This is a genomic window from Clostridium sp. CS001 (genome assembly GCF_020443565.1).
Taxonomy (GTDB): Bacteria; Bacillota; Clostridia; order Clostridiales; family Clostridiaceae; genus Clostridium_AD.
The window spans coordinates 1-17,583 of sequence record NZ_JAIZZN010000019.1; the positions used below are offsets into that span (position 1 = coordinate 1).

Here is a 17,583-nt window from a genome sequence, read left to right on the forward strand (position 1 = left end):
CTCAGTTCCAATGTGGCCGATCACCCTCTCAGGTCGGCTACGCATCGTCGCCTTGGTGAGCCGTTACCTCACCAACTAGCTAATGCGCCGCGGGTCCATCTCAAAGCGGATTACTCCTTTGATGTTAAAATCATGCGATTAAAACATATTATGCGGTATTAATCTTCCTTTCGGAAGGCTATTCCCCTCTTTGAGGCAGGTTACCCACGTGTTACTCACCCGTCCGCCGCTAATCCACCCCGAAGGGTTTCATCGCTCGACTTGCATGTGTTAGGCACGCCGCCAGCGTTCGTCCTGAGCCAGGATCAAACTCTCAATTTAAAAGTTTACACTTTTTAATTTGAAATGTTATAATCTGCGCCAACTGTTAGGCTGGTTAGCAAGCTCATTACAATTCTCTTAGTCTTGCAACTAAGAATTACTTTTTGCTAAAGTAATTAACTGGTTTAACGAAATATTATTTCGTTTCTTTACCTATTTCTCTGTTTAATTTTCAAAGACCAATTTGTTTTGTCATCATGTGACGACAAGGAGTATTGTACCAAATCTATTTGCTAACGTATTTTGAGAAAGCCTTATTTTTTATAGTTTAACCTTATATATCTAAGTATATCTTTATATTTCTCTTACTTACTGATAAAGATACACTAGGTTAGGTATATTAGATTCTTTAATATATAATTAGATTCAATTTTTAAAAAGGCACTTATTCGAAATTATTTCAAATAAGTGCCTTGATACTTTAATCTTCTATTTCATTGATTGTTTGATCTTCTATTTCATTTACTTCTTCATGTTGCAATTCGTTTATTGTTTCGTTAGTAGCCTCTAATTCATAAGTATCCTTTGAGCAATTTCCTTCAATGTCTTCTTGGATCAGGTTTTCATCCGCATTAATTTCATCACTACAATTTATTTTAGCTATAGCAACTATATTATCCCCTTCTCCACTCTTCATTAAGGTAACTCCCATGGTATTTCTACTTGTAGTAGATATCCCGGACACATTTAATCTTATAACAATACCATTACTGTTTATAAGTATTATTTCGTCTCCATCTCTTACTACTCTAGCACCTACAAGTTTACCAGTCTTCTCTGATACCTTATAAGTTATTACCCCCTTACCGCCTCTATATTGAAGTGAGTACTCTGAAACTAAAGTTCTTTTTCCAAAGCCATTTTCACTTATAACTAAAAGCTCTTCTTCAGGTGTAACAATATTCATAGAAACTACAATGTCTTCTTGTCTTAAGGTTAATGCCTTAACTCCAGTAGCTGTTCTTCCCATGCCACGTACATTCTTTTCACTAAATCTTATAGAGTAACCATTTCTTGTAACAAATAGCATTTCGCTATCTCCTGTAGTTATTGCTGCTCCAATTAATTCATCATCTTCTCTTAAGTTAATTGCATTTAATCCATTCTTCCTTATAGAAGAATACTTATCAAGTGATGTTTTCTTAACTAAACCCTGCTTTGTTCCCATGATAAGATAATTATCTTCAGTAAATTCTTTAAGAGATATAACTGCTTGAATTTTTTCATCATTTCCTATAGGTATTATATTTACTAAATTTGTACCCTTAGCTGTTCTTCCACCTTCAGGAATTTCATATGCTTTTAATCTAAATGCTTTTCCCTTATTAGTAAATAATAAAAGATTATTATGAGTAGAGGTTATAAAGATATGTTCTACAAAGTCATCCTCTTTTGTAGTAACACCTTGTATTCCCCTTCCCCCTCTTTTTTGAGCGCTGTAAGTATCAGCTGGAAGCCTCTTTATATATCCTGCATGAGTTAGAGTTATTACAACATCTTCCTCTTGGATTAAGTCTTCCTCATCTATGCTATATGGATTTTTTTCTATTGCTGTTCTTCTAGTATCTCCATATTTATTTCTAATTTCTATAAGTTCTTCAGTAATTATGCTAAGAAGTATTGACTCATCAGCTAGAATCCCTCTTAAATAATTAACTAATTTAATTATTTCGTTAAACTCTTCTTCAATTTTATCTCTTTCTAGTCCTGTAAGTCTTCCAAGTCTCATTTCAACAATAGCAGTAGCTTGTTTTTCTGACAAATTAAACCCATTCATTAAGTTCTCTTTAGCCTCACTAATACCTTTTGCTGCTCTTATTAAACGAATTACTTCATCAATGTGGTCTAATGCAATTTTTAGTCCTTCTAAGATATGAGCTCTAGCTAATGCTTTATCAAGATCAAATTGAGTTCTTCTTACCACTACCTCTTTCTGATGGTTCAAGTAGTGAACTAAACATTGTTTCAAGTTTAAGGTTTGAGGTTCTCCATTTACAAGGGCAATCATTATAACTCCAAAAGTGTCTTGCATCCTTGTATGTTTGAATAATCTATTTAATACTATATTAGAATTTGCATCTCTTTTTAATTCTATAACAATTCTCATACCTTCTCTATCTGATTCATCTCTAAGGTCTGATATTCCATCTATCTTCTTATCTTTTACTAACTCTGCAATACCCTCTATAAGTTTTGCCTTATTAACTTGGTAAGGCAGTTCTGTTACTATTATTGAATTTCTACCTTTATTTTCTTCTATATCTGTTTTAGCTCTTACAAGGATTCTTCCTCTTCCTGTTTCATAGGCACTTTTTATTCCTGCTCTTCCTAGAATAATTCCTGCTGTAGGAAAGTCTGGTCCTTTTATTTTTGTCATTAAATCACTTATAGTAACTTCAGGGTCTTCAATAACCATTAAAACCCCATCTATAACTTCTATCAAGTTGTGCGGAGGTATATTGGTTGCCATACCTACTGCAATACCTGTTGATCCATTAACTAAAAGATTGGGAAACCTTGATGGCAGTACTATAGGTTCTTTTTCTTCTCCATCAAAGTTAGGTTTGTAATCTACTGTTTCTTTATTGATGTCTCTAAGCATTTGTGTTGTAATTTTACTCATTTTAGCTTCTGTATATCTCATAGCAGCTGCGCCATCACCGTCTACAGAACCAAAATTACCATGACCATCAACCAAAGTACATCTTTGAGAAAAGTCTTGAGCCATTCTAACTAATGCTCCATATACTGCAGTATCACCATGTGGGTGATATTTACCTAAAACGTCACCGACAATTCTTGCACACTTTCTATATCCCTTTTCTGGTGTTAAACCTAATTCATGCATAGAATATAATATTCTTCTATGGACAGGTTTAAGTCCATCACGTACGTCCGGCAGCGCTCGACTTACGATAACACTCATTGCATAATCTATATATGATTTTTTCATTTCTTTTCTTATATCAATAGGTAAAATTCTTCCCTCATTACTCATCTGTTACACCTCTTTAAACAAAATATTTTAATTACATTTGGAAAGGTAATCCCACTATACTTCATAGGTGACGGTAATTGCTTTAATATCTTAACTAGATATCTAAGTTAAGCACCTTTTTAGCATTTTCATGTATAAACTCTCTTCGAGGTTCTACTTTATCACCCATAAGAATAGTAAATATTTCGTCTGCTGCCATTGCATCCTCTACATTTACCTGAAGGAGAGTTCGCTCCTCTGGATTCATTGTTGTATCCCAAAGTTGACGTGCATCCATTTCACCAAGACCTTTGTATCTTTGAATATCTGTGTTGTTATCTTTTCCACCTATTTCAAGTAGTACTTTTTCAAGTTCTTTATCATCATATGCATATTGCTCTTTCTTACCTTTAGAAACTTTATATAGTGGAGGTTGAGCTACATATACATGACCTTCTTCTATTAATTCTTTCATGTATCTGTAGAAGAATGTTAGTAGTAGTGTTCTAATATGTGCTCCATCTACATCCGCATCTGTCATTATGATAATACGATCATATCTAATTTTCTTTACATCAAAGTCTTTTCCTATGCCAGCACCAAAAGCAGTAATCATATTTCTAATTTCATCAGATGCTAGTATCTTGTCAATTCTTTGTTTTTCAACATTCATTATCTTTCCTTTAAGCGGAAGTATAGCCTGGAATCTTCTATCTCTACCTTGCTTTGCTGATCCGCCAGCTGAATCTCCCTCTACTAGGTATATTTCACATTCTAAAGGATCTTTTGAAGCACAATCTGCAAGCTTACCTGGAAGAGTAGTACTTTCTAGTATAGATTTTCGTCTTGTAAGTTCTCTTGCCTTTTTTGCTGCATCACGAGCTCTTGCTGCATTCAATGATTTTTCTATTATGTTTTTACCAAGTTGCGGGTCTTCTTCTAGAACATTGCTGATTGCTTCGCCAACTATACTATCAACTATTCCTCTTACTTCACTATTTCCAAGCTTTGTTTTTGTTTGACCTTCAAATTGAGGATCTGTAAGCTTTATAGATATTACAGCAGTAAGACCTTCACGTACATCTTCACCTGATAGGTTTTTATCATTCTCTTTTAAGAAACCAAACTTTTTAGCATAATCATTTACTACTCTTGTTAACGCTGTTTTAAAACCAACTAGATGTGTTCCACCTTCTATGGTATCTATGTTATTAGCAAAAGAAAATAAATTTTCCGTGTATGTATCATTGTATTGGAATGCTATTTCAACGATATAATCATCTTTACTTCCCTCAATGTATATCGGTTCATTATGAATCTTGCCTTTATTTCTATTTAAATAATCTACAAAGGATTTTATTCCTCCTTCGTAAAAAAACTCATCTTTCTTATCTTGTCTTTCATCTTCAATGGTTATTCTTATTCCTTTGTTTAAGAATGCCAATTCCCTAAGTCTTTGGGATAATATTTCATAATCAAAATCTATTTCCTCAAAAATTTCTGCATCAGGAATAAAGAATGTTTTTGTTCCATGTTCTTCTGTTTTTCCTATTTTCGTAAGCGTACTAGTAGTTTTACCCTTAGAAAAAGTCTGTTTCCATATGTCTCCACCAGTTTTAACTTCTACTTCACAAACATCGGACAAAGCATTAACTACAGATGCTCCAACCCCATGAAGGCCACCTGACACTTTATATGCTCCACCACCAAATTTACCGCCTGCATGAAGTACAGTCATTATAACTTCTACAGTAGGTATTTTCATTTTATGATGTATTCCCACTGGCATACCTCTACCATCATCTACAACTGTTATAGAGTTATCTTTGTGTATAAAAACATTAATATTACTACAGAAACCTGCCATTGCCTCATCTATACTATTATCTACAATCTCATAAACTAGATGATGAAGTCCTCTTATACTAGTGCTACCTATATACATACCAGGTCTTTTTCTTACTGCTTCTAATCCTTCAAGTACTTGTATTTGACTTTCGTCATAAACATTATTTATATCCATGTATATCCTCCTAAACTTACTCTAAAGCGCATAATATACAATTTCTGTTCTCTTGCATAATGTTGAAGATGATATTGGCGAAATATATATCTTACTTTTTTTATCTACCTCAGCAATAACAAATGATTTAGCAACATTTTTAGTTATTCTCTCTACAAAGCCATCTTCCTCAGCCATTCTTAAAAATTGTATGGTGTCCGAACCATACATAGTAGTTTCCATGTCAAATATACCTATAATATCGTTTATAGGTACTACTACATTTTCTCCTAAATGTAAAAACATATGGTATCCTCCTCTTTACTTCATCCTAAATTGATTAAACTTATGTAATTTCTTTTAATTCACCTGACATAACTTCGAATATCTTACTTTCAGAATTTAAATGTTTTCTTATATCATTAATCCCCGTACATGTAATCAACGTTTGAACTCCCTTTATAGAGCTTAATATATATTCTTGCCTTTTTGTATCTAACTCAGACAGGACATCATCAAGTAATAACACAGGATATTCACCTGTCAGCTCTTTTATTATTGCAAGCGCCGAAAATTTAATAGTTAAAACTGAAGTTCTCTGCTGGCCTTGAGATCCAAATATCCTAGCATCAATAGAATTTATATCTATAGAAAAATCATCTCTGTGTGGCCCTATTGATGTGATTTTTGTTTCTATGTCACGTTTTCTGTTTTTACACAAAAGGGAATATAAATTATCTTGTATATTATCTAAATCCTTTATAGGTGTTAGATATTTTATGTCTATAACTTCACTGTTAGAAGTTATCTCACCGTGTATTTTCTTACCTTTTTCATTTAACTTCTCTATATAAGTTATTCTGTCTTTTATTATAATTGCACCAAATTCACTAAGTTGTTTATCATATACCTCTATGATATCAATGTTTGTGTTCCATTTCTTTATTGCCAGGTTTCTCTCAAGGAGGATTTTCTTGTATTGAGTTAAACTATAGTAATAACGGCTGCTTAACTTACACAATTCTATATCTAAGAATTTCCGTCTGTATGATGGGGATTCCTTAACAATATTTAAATCTTCAGGAGAAAACATAATCACATTAAAACTTCCTACGAGTTCAGATAACTTTTGAACCTTTATAGAATTAATATTAATTCCTTTTTTACCTTCTTTAAAAATCTTTATTTCTATTTTTTTATCTAATCTAGTTTTACATACATAAACCTTAATGTACGCTTCTGTTCCATTCCAATTTATTAATTCCTTATCTCTATTTGTCCTGTGAGACTTAGCTAAGCTACAGTAGTAAATTGCCTCTAAAATATTTGTCTTTCCCTGTGCATTATCACCTACAAATACATTAGTACCTTTATTCAATTCTATAAGTAATTCATTATAATTTCTAAAATTCTTAAGCTGTAAATACTTTACATGCATATTATCACCTATTATGATTATAGCATATATATATTATTATATTATTTAATATATATATAAATAATTAATTGTACCTTTTATCATAGAATTCATATATACAGTTTATAATTTTATTTTTAAACTATCTTATAAAACTCATTGTTAAACTCAATGATGTCACCTTTAACTAATTTCTTACCTCTTTGAGTTTCTACTTCACCATTTAATTTAATATCCTCATTTTTGATATAAAATTTTGCTTCAGATCCTAAACTAGCTATACCAGCCCATTTTAGAAAAGAATCTAACTTTATTATATCTGTTTCTATCTTTATCTCATTCATTTTTAAAACCTTCTTTTTCAAATTATTATAAATAAATTATTTATTAATTATTCGTCGCTCTTATTCTTACTGGTAAAACCATATACGTACAATTATCTTTTTCTTTGTTTTTTACTACACAAGGATTAACTCCACTAGAAAACTCCATTATAATTTCTTCCTCTTCCATTATTTTAAGAAGTTCAATTAAGTACTTAGAGTTAAATGCAATTTGAAGAGGCTCTCCTTGCAAAATTATATTTAATTCCTCTCTAGACTTTCCCAATTGAGAATTGGATGTTATTACCATGGTATCTTCTTCTATATTAAATTTAACTAGATTGGTATTTCCCTCTTTTGCCATAAGGGAGGCTCTTTCTATGCAGTTTAATAATTCAGATCTTTTAGCTGTTATCTTTAAATTATATTCTTCTGGTATTATTGAATTATATTTTATAAATTCACCTTCTAGTAATCTTGAAACAACTTTTGTTTTTCCAAGGTTAAATAAAATATGATTCGGTGTAAATGTTATATTAACGAATTCATCAGTTTCTTCTAATATTTTTGATACTTCACTTAATGTTTTACCTGGAATTACAGCATTTATACTATAATCACTATCAACACTTTCACTTCTAAAAGCTACTCTATAACCATCTAGTGATACAAGATTAAGTTTTCTATCTTTAATTTCAAACAACACTCCTGTAAGAATTGGTCTTGTTTCATCTTGAGCAACTGCAAAGGTAGTACCTCTCATCATATTCTTCAATACCTTTTGAGATATTGAAAAAACCATATTTTCTATAATACTAGGTAGCTTAGGATAGTCATCGCTATTCATATGAATTATAGTAGCATTGGATTTCTCGCAAACTATTTTAATTGCATTATTTTCTGCTGAAGTTATCTCTATGGTGCTATTGGGTAGCTTTCTTATTATTTCACCAAAAAGTTTAGAGTCTAAAACAACGCTGCCCTCTTCTACAACTTCTGCCTTAATCTTAGCTTCAATACTTAAATCAGTGTCAGATCCTATAAGGGTAACCTCACCATTTTTAGCAACTATAAGTATTCCGAGTAATATAGACATAGTTGATTTTCCAGTAATTGCTTTTTGAACATTTGATATTGCTTCTTGTAATATATTTTTTTCACATATAAATTTCATATAAAAAAGACCTCCTTATCCACACGGGAAATTAATCAAAGATAGGTAAGATAATAATAAAAAATTAGTAGTAATAGTAGTAGGGCCTGTTGATATGTTAGTAACCTATCCTAGGCTTTAAGACGCAACAATGTTCCATGGCAATAAATGTGGATATGTATGCAAAAAAAAATCATAGTTATCCACAGTATCAACAGTCAAGTTTTATGTATTATTTTGTACACAGGACTATATATAAATAGTATCAACACTTGTTAGTAATGTTTTTTATTACTTCTGACTTATCTTTTTAGTTAGCTCTGCTATGGTATCTTGTAAGTTCTCATCTTCTTTAAGACTTGTAGATATTTTTTCACAGGCATGGATTACAGTGGTATGATCTCTACCCCCAAATTCTTCACCGATTTTTGGAAGGGACATATCCGTAAGTTTTCTGCATAAGTACATCGCGATTTGTCTTGGGAATGATATGTTTCTAGTTCTCCTTGAGGACTTAAAGTCTTCAATTTTTAAACTGAAATATCCAGAAACTATGTCTTGTATTAGCTCAATAGTTACTTGTTTTGAATTTCTGCTAGAAATAATATCTTTAAGTGCTTCAGAAGCTAGGTCTACGCTAATTTCTTTATTAGTTAGTGAAGAAAAAGCTACTATTCTAATAAGAGCACCTTCTAGTTCCCTTATATTAGATTTTATTTTGGTGGCAATATACACCATTACTTCATTTGGAATGTTTAAGTTTTCGACATCCGCCTTCTTCTTCAAAATAGCAATTCTTGTCTCAAAATCTGGTGGTTGAATATCGGCTATAAGACCCCATTCAAATCTAGAACGTAATCTATCTTCTAAAGTGTGTATTTCCTTAGGTGGTCTATCACTAGATAGAATAATTTGCTTATTTGCTTCGTGAAGATCATTAAATGTATGAAAAAATTCTTCTTGTGTACGTTCTTTACCGGCAATAAATTGAATATCATCAATTAGAAGTACATCTACATTTCTGTATTTGTTTCTGAACTCTACATTCTTATCATCTTTAATAGAATTAATAAGTTCATTTGTAAATTTTTCAGAGGAAACGTAAACAACCTTAGATTTTGGGTTGTTATTTAATATGTAATGACCTATAGCATGCATTAAATGTGTTTTTCCAAGACCAACTCCACCATAAATAAAGAGTGGATTGTATGCTTTTGCAGGTGATTCAGCTACAGCCAGAGAAGCAGCATGAGCGAACCTATTACTATTACCAATGACAAATGAATCAAAAGTATACTTTGGGTTTAAGGTTGTAGGCATTTCATCATTAGCTATTTGATTATTCCGCTGATTTTCTTTTTTAGCTTTTGGTGTTTCAATTTCAGCTACTTCCTCGGATAATATAAAAAACTCTATTTTGTAGGTTTTAGAAGTAAGAGATTTAACAGCATTCATTATTAAATCCTTATATCTATTTTCAAGAATGTCCTTTGTAAAATTATTAGGAACACCTAATTTAAAAGTATTATTATCTAAGACCATAGGTTCTATACTTTTAATCCAAGTATTAAAACTAACTTCGGTAAGTTCACCTTTTATTACGTTCAAGGTTTTTTCCCAGATATCTTTAATTTGGGTGTTCATGTGCTATCCTCCAGTTCAAATCAAAAAAATATTTTTTATGTAACAATAAACAATATATAAACAAAGTTATAAACAACAAATTAACACAATATAAACTGTTGACAAGTGACATTAAAAATATTCACATGTTTATAACTATGTTATTAGTTTTAAGATGGATTAAATTATTAACAGCATAAAAAAATAAGTTACTAACATATTATATACCAAATGAGTCTACTTATATAGCAAAACCTGTATAAGTAAATATAAGTTTTATACAATATGTCAATAGTTATTCACAGTTTTGTCCACAAGTTGTGAATAACTTTACTTATAACTAAGTTATTAACAGTTCTTTGTTCTATAATATCAAAAAACAACACAGTGTTCAAGAAGTTATCCACAAAAAAGAATATAAATATAAAATATATCAACAATATTAATAATAATGCTTATCTTGACATTAAAGAGATGTGAATATATAATCATATAGTAAAACTATAAATATGCGATTGTAAGATGATTGCTATAATGTAGAGATTAATAGAAGGGGGTGTAGTAGATATGTTTATGACTTACCAGCCTAAAAAGAGACAAAGAAAGAAAGAGCACGGGTTTAGAAAAAGAATGAAAAGTGCTTCTGGAAGAAATGTTCTTCAAAGAAGAAGACAAAAAGGTAGAAAAAGATTGACAGCATAAGGGCCGCTAATGTGGCCTTTTTCTGCAATTTGCGGAGAAGAGGGCGATTAAGGTGAATAAGTCAATTGATGTCAAGAAATATAGGATTAGAAAGAATACTGAATTTAGAACAGTATATAGAAGAGGGAAATCTTTTTCTAACGCATCATTAGTATTGTATATCTATAGAAATGGTAAGAATATTAATAGATGCGGAATTTCTGTAAGCAAAAAAGTAGGAAAGAGCGTAATTAGAAGCAGAGTTAAAAGATTGATAAGTGAAAGTTACAGGCTTAACAATGAGGGGTTAAAGAATGGATACGATCTGGTGTTTATTGCAAGAAACCCTTCTAATTCTAAAAACTATAAAGAAATAGAAAGCGCTTTAAAGAATTTGCTTAAAAAGGCAGGTTTAATTAATAATGAAAAAAATACTTATACTGGGAATCAAATCGTATAGAAGATATATATCACCGCTTAAAAGACCGTGTTGTATATTTTACCCTACATGTTCACAGTATACTTTAGAAGCAATAGAAAAGTATGGAGCTGTAAAAGGCTCCATTATGGGAATAAAGAGGATAGCTAGATGTCATCCTTATAATAAGGGTGGATTTGATCCTGTTAAATAACCACCTAGGAGGTTTTGTATTTGAATTTAAAGTTTTTAACGGCACCACTTGAAAAGTTGTTTTATATTATGCAAAATGGCATACATACAGTTATACCAAATATTGATATATCATTTGGATTAACAATAATTCTTTTTACAATCCTAATAAAATTAGTCTTGTTGCCTTTAAGTATTAAACAAACTAAGTCAACTGCTAAGATGGGTGCTATTCAACCAGAAATGAAGAAAGTTCAAGAAAAATATAAAAGTGATCCGCAAAAGGCTCAGCAAGAAGTAATGAAGCTTTATAAGGAAAATGGAGTAAATCCAATGGGTGGGTGTTTACCATTACTTATACAGATGCCTATTCTATTTGCTTTATATGCTGTTTTTCAAAATTTAGATATGCAAGGTGCAGGTTTTTTATGGATGAGTGATTTAGCAAAGCCTGATCCGTATTATATATTACCAGTATTATCTACTGTTACAACATACTTTTCATCTAAGCTTATGCAACCACCAGGAGACAGTGCTCAGTCTAAACAAACATCAACAATGAATACTGGGATGGCTATATTTATGGGATTTATGAGTCTTAAGTTTAAAGGGGCACTAGTATTCTATTGGGTAATAAATAACTTATTACAAGTGATTCAAACTTTAGTTATTAATAAATCAGAGTTTGCAAAAAAGAAAGTTTAATATAAGTGCCTAATTTTGATATTTAGAAAGGCGGGTGTCTTACTATATGAAGATTATAGAAATCATGGGGAAGACTGTGGAAGATGCAATTAGTAATGCATTGACAGAATTAAATGTTACAAGAGATAAAATAGAAGTTGAAACTATCGAAGAAGGAAGTAAAGGTTTTTTAAACCTTATAGGCGTGAAACCTGCTAAAATTAGAGTTACTCTTAAAAATAATTCTTTAGATGCAGCTAAAACATTCCTTACAGAAGTTTTGCAGTCCATGGATATGAAAGCAGAAGTAAAAATTAAAGAAGAAAACAATGAAATTAGGATTGATTTAATTGGAGCTAACATGGGGCTATTAATAGGATATAGAGGAGAAACTTTAGACTCACTTCAATACCTTGTAAGTTTAGTTGTAAATAAAGACCATAGTGAAGAGTATAGAAGAGTTATATTAGATACTGAAAATTATAGAGCAAAAAGGGAAGAAACCTTAAAGAGACTTGCATCAAAAATTGCCTATAAGGTAAGAGTTAGTGGTAGGGTATTGAAACTCGAACCTATGAACCCTTATGAAAGAAGAATAATACACTCTACACTTCAAAATGATTCATATATTTATACCTTTAGTGAAGGTGATGAACCCTATAGAAGAGTTGTAGTTGATTTAAAGAAAGCCTAAGGGCTTTTTTTTTAAGTTTACAGGGATGAATTAGATATAATATACTTAATACGGATATAATAATAAATACTCATAAAAATAGGAGGGCTTATTGAATGAAAGAATTTGATACCATTGCTGCAATAGCAACAAGTATAGGCGAAGGTGGCATATCTATAATCAGAGTATCTGGTGATAAATCTATAGATATAGTAGATAGTATATTTGTAGGTAAAAATAATAGAAAGCTTAATGATTTTAAATCGTATACCATGAGATATGGTCATATTGTTGATAAGAGTGGTAATAGGCTTGATGAGGTTATTATTTCATATATGAAAGGACCCAAAAGCTTTACTGCTGAAGATACAATTGAGATAAATTGTCATGGTGGAGTAGTTGGGACCAATAGGATACTACAAGAGATTATTAGAGCGGGGGCAAGAATAGCTGCGCCAGGCGAATTTACTAAAAGAGCATTTTTAAACGGTAGAATTGATTTAAGTCAAGCAGAAGCTGTTATAGATATAATAAGAGCAAAGACTGATCTTAGCATGAAGGCAGCACTTATGCAGTCGGAAGGTACGATTTCCAGGGAAATAAAAACTATAAGGAACAAATTACTTAGTGTGATTGCACATATAGAAGCAACTGTTGATTATCCTGAAGAGGATATGGAAGAAGTAACTGCACAAGAGGTCAGTGAAAATGTTACTAATATAATAGGTGAAATAGATACGCTTTTAAGTACTGCAGATGAAGGCAAGATTCTAAGGGAAGGATTAAGCACTGTTATAGTTGGGAAACCCAATGTAGGAAAATCATCACTGCTTAACGCTCTTGTAAAAGAAAAGAGAGCAATTGTCACTGATGTACCAGGAACAACAAGGGATGCCATAGAAGAGTATATAAGTATTGAAGGGATACCAGTTAAAATAGTGGATACTGCAGGTATTCGTGAAACTGATGACATAGTTGAAAAAATAGGAGTAGAAAAATCAAAAGAAAAGATAGATGAGGCTGATTTAGTTATATTAATGTTAGATTTAAGTAACAGATTAAGCAATGAAGATAGAGAAATTATTAAATATATTAAAGATAAAAGATACATTGTACTATTAAATAAAAGTGATTTAGATGGTAAAATGGAGAAGGAAGAATTGAAAGACTTAAAGTCAAAATATATAACTAATATCTCCGTAAAAACAGGCAAAGGATTAGATCAGGTTAAAGATCATATAAAAGACTTATTTTTTAATGGTGAGGTTAAAACAGAAGGGATATTTGTTACTAATAGTAGGCACAAGGAGTCATTAATAAGAGCAAAGGAAAACTTGGAAACGTCTCTAAATGCACTAGAATACACATCGGCTATAGATTTAGCTTCAATTGATATACGAAATGCATGGATGAGTTTAGGTGAGATTACAGGAGAGGCTTTAGAAGAAGATATTATACATAAGATATTTTCAGAATTTTGTTTAGGAAAGTAGGGGTAATATGAAGTACATTGCAGATAATTTTGATGTTGTAGTAATAGGTGCTGGTCATGCTGGTTGTGAGGCAGGTCTTGCAGCTGCAAGAATGGGTTTTAAAACTTTAATTTGTGCTATAAATTTAGATAGCGTGGCTTTAATGTCGTGTAACCCTAATATTGGTGGGACTGCCAAGGGGCACTTGGTAAGAGAAATAGATGCCCTTGGCGGAGAAATGGGAATAAATATTGATAATACATATATACAATCTAGGATGCTAAATACATCAAAGGGGCCAGCTGTGTTCTCACTGAGAGCTCAAGCTGACAAAAATGCATATGCACAAAGAATGAAGAGTGTATTAGAAAAACAAGAAAACTTATATTTAAGACAATTAGAAGTGGTGTCTATAGATGCTATAGATGGAGAGGTTAAGGGTGTTCTTACGAGAAATGGTGCATACTTTAATGCTAAAGCTGTTGTTATAGCTTCTGGTACATACTTAAAATCAAAAGTTATAATTGGAGATCTTACTTATGATGAGGGCCCTAGTGGATTAATGCCTGCAAATGAGCTTTCTAAATCCTTAAGTGAATTAGGGATAACACTTAGAAGGTTTAAAACAGGAACTCCAGCTAGAGTAAACAAGAGGTCTGTTGATTTTTCTAAAATGGAAGAGCAATGTGGAGATGAAGAGGTAGTTCCATTTTCCTTTATAAGTGGAGATGTTGATCGCCAGCAAGTAAATTGCTATCTAACGTATACAAATGAAGATACTCATAATGTTATTAGAGAAAATATCCATAGGTCTCCGTTATACAATGGATCAATTAAGAGTACGGGTCCTAGATATTGTCCATCTATTGAAGATAAAGTAATGAGGTTTGCAGATAAGGAAAGACATCAGATATTTATAGAGCCTGAAGGTGAGACTACAGATGAAATGTATGTTCAAGGTATGTCTAGTTCACTTCCAGAGGATATTCAAATGGCAGTGTTAAAAACAGTACCTGGACTTGAAAATGTTGAAATTATGAGGACGGCTTATGCCATAGAATATGATTGTATAGACTCAACTGAGTTAAAGCTCTCTTTGGAGTTTAAAAAAATCAAAGGTTTATTCTCAGCAGGACAAATAAATGGTAGTTCGGGATATGAAGAAGCAGCCTCGCAAGGTCTTATTGCAGGGATTAATGCTGCTCTTAGTATTCAAAATAAGGACCCTTTAATAATTGAAAGGTCTGATGGATATATAGGGGTATTAATCGATGATTTAGTTACTAAAGGAACCAATGAACCGTACAGGATGATGACTTCAAGGGCGGAGTATAGATTGCTATTAAGACAAGATAATGCCGATTTAAGGCTAACTGAAATTGGACATGGAATTGGTTTGGTTAATGAACATAGATACGAAATATTTAAGAAAAAGAAGCTACAACTTGAAGAGGAAATTGAGAGAATAAAGCATTTGCAAATTACAAACAAGAAAGAAGTTGAGGAATTTTTAATTTCTAAGAATTCTACACCACTTAAAAAACCAATTAGCTTATATGAACTTATAAAAAGATCCGAGCTCGATTATTATATAGTTGGAAAATTGGATCCAGATAGACCTGAGTTAAACAAATATATTCAGCAACAAATCAATATTATCTCAAAATATGAAGGTTATATCCAAAAACAATTAGAACAAATTCAACAATTTAAAAAGTTTGAGAAGAAGATTATCCCAATGGATATAAACTATGATAATATAAAAGGATTAAGAATAGAAGCTATGCAAAAATTAGGTAAAATAAAACCTGAAAGTATAGGTCAAGCTTCTAGAATATCGGGGGTATCACCCGCAGATATGACTGTTTTAATGATATATATTGAGCAACAAAATAGGCTTAATAAACAATAAAAAAAATTCATGGAAATTGTAAGATAGTGAAAGGAGGGCGAAATTTTGGAGTACTTTAATATATTAAACAAGGCCAGTAATAACGAAGGACTTGAATATAACGAAAAGAAACATGGGCAATTTATGAGATATAAAGATCTTATAAAGGAATGGAATGAAAAAGTAAATTTGACTGCCATAAAAGAGGACGAAGAAATAGTAAAAAAACACTTTATTGATTCTATGAAGGTATTTAAATTTGATAAGCTAAAGGATGCAAAAAACGTTATAGACATAGGTACTGGAGGAGGGTTTCCAGGTATTCCTATGAAGATAATGAAGCCTGAAATTAATATAGTTTTATTAGATTCACTAAACAAGAGAATTAAGTTTTTAAATGAAGTAATTAAAGAACTTAACCTAGAAGGTATCAAAGCTATTCACGGCAGAGCAGAAGATTTTGCTCAAGAAGTAGAGTATAGAGGGAGATTTGATGTAGCTGTTTCAAGAGCTGTTGCTAATTTAACAGTTCTTAGCGAATTTTGCATTCCATATGTTAAGGTTGGAGGTTACTTTGTTGCAATGAAAGGCCCTGCGGTTGAAGAGGAAATTAAACAATCAAAAAATGCAATTAAAATACTTGGTGGACGAGTAGAACATATTGAAAAGGTACAAATAGAAGATAGTGACTTAAATCATAACTTAGTGATAATAAAAAAGATATCTGAAACCAATAGAAAATATCCTAGAAAAGCTGGTATGGTTACTAAAAGTCCTTTATTGTAGTGTTATAATTTATAGTGATATAATTTGTCGCACGAAAAGATAAAGAAAAAGAAGGAAATAATATCAAAACAGAGAATTGTTAATAAAAGGTAAAATAAAGAACAGGAAAAAACTTGAGGGATGGTATATTATGCAAAATGATGTAAATTATGTATCCATAGAATTGATTTCTCCAAATGTTTATCAGCCTAGAAAGCACTTTAACGAAGAGGCAATTGAGGAACTATCTCAATCCATAAAAATTTATGGAATAATTCAGCCATTGACGGTTAGAAAAAGTGGTGAAAGTAGATATGAGTTAGTTGCAGGTGAGAGAAGATTAAGGGCGGCAAAAAAAATAGGGCTTCAGCAAGTTCCAGTAATTATTGTTGATATTACAGATAAGGATTCAGCAGCTATTGCCCTGCTAGAAAACCTTCAAAGAGAAGACTTAAATTTCTTAGAAGAAGCTTTAGCTTACTATAATCTTATACAGGATCATTCGTATACCCAAGAACAATTAGCACATACAATAGGCAAGAAACAATCTACTATTGCTAATAAGTTAAGGTTACTAAAATTAGATAAAGAAATTACAAATGTATTGGTGGAAAACAAACTTACAGAGAGACATGCTAGAGCTTTATTAAAGTTGCCAGATATGAAGTTGCAAAAGAAAGTACTTAAAGTAATAATTAATAAATCTTTAAATGTTAAAAACACAGAAGATCTTATTGAAAAAGAACTATTAAAATTACGTCGAGATGAAGTAGCAGTTGATGGAAAAAAGAAAATTAAAGGGATCTTCTCACCGAGGGTATACATAAACACCATAAAACAAGTTTTTGATAAGTATGGTATAAATGCAGAGTATAAGTCTAAGGAACTAGAAGATAGCATAGAGGTAACCATAAGAATACCTAAAAATTAATTATAAGAAGTATAATGTTTCACGTGAAACATTATGCTTCTTATTTTATATAAATTAATA

16 protein-coding genes and 1 rRNA gene are annotated in these 17,583 nt (G+C 31.5%); 9 read left to right on the top strand and 8 right to left on the bottom strand.

All coding sequences use genetic code 11. The annotated features are described in order from the left end of the window. The 8 genes from LGK97_RS12665 to dnaA all read right to left on the bottom strand — a co-directional run. Positions 1-321: ribosomal RNA gene (locus LGK97_RS12665) — 16S ribosomal RNA — on the bottom strand; the annotation flags it as partial. 421 nt (positions 322-742) lie between these two features. Further along, on the bottom strand, positions 743-3,319 hold the full coding sequence (gene gyrA / locus LGK97_RS12670; protein WP_226260143.1) for a DNA gyrase subunit A: 2,577 nt from the start codon (positions 3,317-3,319) through the stop codon (positions 743-745). A gap of 94 nt (positions 3,320-3,413) precedes the next feature. After that, positions 3,414-5,321: a DNA topoisomerase (ATP-hydrolyzing) subunit B gene (gene gyrB / locus LGK97_RS12675; RefSeq protein ID WP_226260144.1), complete on the bottom strand. Its 1,908-nt coding sequence runs from the start codon at positions 5,319-5,321 to the stop codon at positions 3,414-3,416. Positions 5,322-5,342: 21 nt separating this feature from the next. Next, positions 5,343-5,606, bottom strand: coding sequence for an extracellular matrix regulator RemB (gene remB, locus LGK97_RS12680; RefSeq protein WP_226260145.1), 264 nt, complete (start codon positions 5,604-5,606; stop codon positions 5,343-5,345). Positions 5,607-5,646: 40 nt separating this feature from the next. Further along, complete coding sequence (gene recF, locus LGK97_RS12685; RefSeq protein ID WP_226260146.1) at positions 5,647-6,738, bottom strand: DNA replication/repair protein RecF; 1,092 nt, start codon at positions 6,736-6,738, stop codon at positions 5,647-5,649. 116 nt (positions 6,739-6,854) lie between these two features. Further along, positions 6,855-7,061: a S4 domain-containing protein YaaA gene (yaaA, locus tag LGK97_RS12690; protein ID WP_226260147.1), complete on the bottom strand. Its 207-nt coding sequence runs from the start codon at positions 7,059-7,061 to the stop codon at positions 6,855-6,857. 43 nt (positions 7,062-7,104) lie between these two features. Beyond that, entirely contained in the window at positions 7,105-8,214 is a 1,110-nt protein-coding gene (gene dnaN, locus LGK97_RS12695; protein ID WP_226260148.1) for a DNA polymerase III subunit beta, read from the bottom strand. Between the two features lie 270 nt (positions 8,215-8,484). Then, the gene (dnaA, locus tag LGK97_RS12700) at positions 8,485-9,837 is read right to left on the bottom strand and encodes a chromosomal replication initiator protein DnaA (protein ID WP_226260149.1); all 1,353 of its coding nucleotides are present in this window, start codon (positions 9,835-9,837) and stop codon (positions 8,485-8,487) included. Positions 9,838-10,383: 546 nt separating this feature from the next. Here dnaA and rpmH point away from each other — a divergent pair. From rpmH to noc, 9 genes are all read left to right on the top strand, one after another. Next, positions 10,384-10,518, top strand: coding sequence for a 50S ribosomal protein L34 (gene rpmH / locus LGK97_RS12705; RefSeq protein WP_164957317.1), 135 nt, complete (start codon positions 10,384-10,386; stop codon positions 10,516-10,518). A 52-nt stretch (positions 10,519-10,570) separates the two neighbouring features. Beyond that, a complete protein-coding gene (gene rnpA, locus LGK97_RS12710; RefSeq protein ID WP_226260150.1) occupies positions 10,571-10,957 on the top strand; it encodes a ribonuclease P protein component in 387 nt (128 codons plus the stop codon). Beyond that, positions 10,920-11,129, top strand: a complete 210-nt coding sequence (gene yidD, locus LGK97_RS12715) for a membrane protein insertion efficiency factor YidD (protein ID WP_226260151.1) — start codon at positions 10,920-10,922, stop codon at positions 11,127-11,129. Before rnpA ends, yidD begins: the two co-directional genes overlap by 38 nt. Before the next feature lie 68 nt (positions 11,130-11,197). Further along, complete coding sequence (gene yidC, locus LGK97_RS12720) at positions 11,198-11,812, top strand: membrane protein insertase YidC (RefSeq protein WP_413228437.1); 615 nt, start codon at positions 11,198-11,200, stop codon at positions 11,810-11,812. 46 nt (positions 11,813-11,858) lie between these two features. Continuing rightward, positions 11,859-12,485: an RNA-binding cell elongation regulator Jag/EloR gene (gene jag, locus LGK97_RS12725; protein ID WP_226260153.1), complete on the top strand. Its 627-nt coding sequence runs from the start codon at positions 11,859-11,861 to the stop codon at positions 12,483-12,485. Between the two features lie 95 nt (positions 12,486-12,580). Further along, positions 12,581-13,957 carry a tRNA uridine-5-carboxymethylaminomethyl(34) synthesis GTPase MnmE gene (gene mnmE / locus LGK97_RS12730; protein ID WP_226260154.1) on the top strand — a complete coding sequence of 459 codons (1,377 nt, stop codon included), beginning with the start codon at positions 12,581-12,583 and terminating at the stop codon, positions 13,955-13,957. Between the two features lie 7 nt (positions 13,958-13,964). Beyond that, positions 13,965-15,848 (top strand): tRNA uridine-5-carboxymethylaminomethyl(34) synthesis enzyme MnmG, encoded by a 1,884-nt coding sequence (gene mnmG / locus LGK97_RS12735; RefSeq protein ID WP_226260155.1) that lies wholly within the window; start codon positions 13,965-13,967, stop codon positions 15,846-15,848. Positions 15,849-15,893: 45 nt separating this feature from the next. Next, positions 15,894-16,613 (top strand): 16S rRNA (guanine(527)-N(7))-methyltransferase RsmG, encoded by a 720-nt coding sequence (rsmG, locus tag LGK97_RS12740; RefSeq protein WP_226260156.1) that lies wholly within the window; start codon positions 15,894-15,896, stop codon positions 16,611-16,613. A 130-nt stretch (positions 16,614-16,743) separates the two neighbouring features. Further along, on the top strand, positions 16,744-17,523 hold the full coding sequence (gene noc / locus LGK97_RS12745) for a nucleoid occlusion protein (RefSeq protein ID WP_226260157.1): 780 nt from the start codon (positions 16,744-16,746) through the stop codon (positions 17,521-17,523). The last annotated feature ends 60 nt before the right edge of the window (positions 17,524-17,583 follow it).

Bases quoted from the DNA above. Each gene is read 5' to 3' on its own strand.
- gyrA (WP_226260143.1), bottom strand. From the start codon at position 3,319: ATGAGTAATGAGGGAAGAATTTTACCTATTGATATAAGAAAAGAAATG.
- rpmH (WP_164957317.1), top strand. From the start codon at position 10,384: ATGTTTATGACTTACCAGCCTAAAAAGAGACAAAGAAAGAAAGAGCAC.
- mnmE (WP_226260154.1), top strand. From the start codon at position 12,581: ATGAAAGAATTTGATACCATTGCTGCAATAGCAACAAGTATAGGCGAA.
- jag (WP_226260153.1), top strand. From the start codon at position 11,859: ATGAAGATTATAGAAATCATGGGGAAGACTGTGGAAGATGCAATTAGT.
- dnaA (WP_226260149.1), bottom strand. From the start codon at position 9,837: ATGAACACCCAAATTAAAGATATCTGGGAAAAAACCTTGAACGTAATA.
- dnaN (WP_226260148.1), bottom strand. From the start codon at position 8,214: ATGAAATTTATATGTGAAAAAAATATATTACAAGAAGCAATATCAAAT.
- yidD (WP_226260151.1), top strand. From the start codon at position 10,920: ATGAAAAAAATACTTATACTGGGAATCAAATCGTATAGAAGATATATA.
- noc (WP_226260157.1), top strand. From the start codon at position 16,744: ATGCAAAATGATGTAAATTATGTATCCATAGAATTGATTTCTCCAAAT.
- remB (WP_226260145.1), bottom strand. From the start codon at position 5,606: ATGTTTTTACATTTAGGAGAAAATGTAGTAGTACCTATAAACGATATT.
- yaaA (WP_226260147.1), bottom strand. From the start codon at position 7,061: ATGAATGAGATAAAGATAGAAACAGATATAATAAAGTTAGATTCTTTT.
- mnmG (WP_226260155.1), top strand. From the start codon at position 13,965: ATGAAGTACATTGCAGATAATTTTGATGTTGTAGTAATAGGTGCTGGT.
- gyrB (WP_226260144.1), bottom strand. From the start codon at position 5,321: ATGGATATAAATAATGTTTATGACGAAAGTCAAATACAAGTACTTGAA.
- recF (WP_226260146.1), bottom strand. From the start codon at position 6,738: ATGCATGTAAAGTATTTACAGCTTAAGAATTTTAGAAATTATAATGAA.
- yidC (WP_413228437.1), top strand. From the start codon at position 11,198: ATGCAAAATGGCATACATACAGTTATACCAAATATTGATATATCATTT.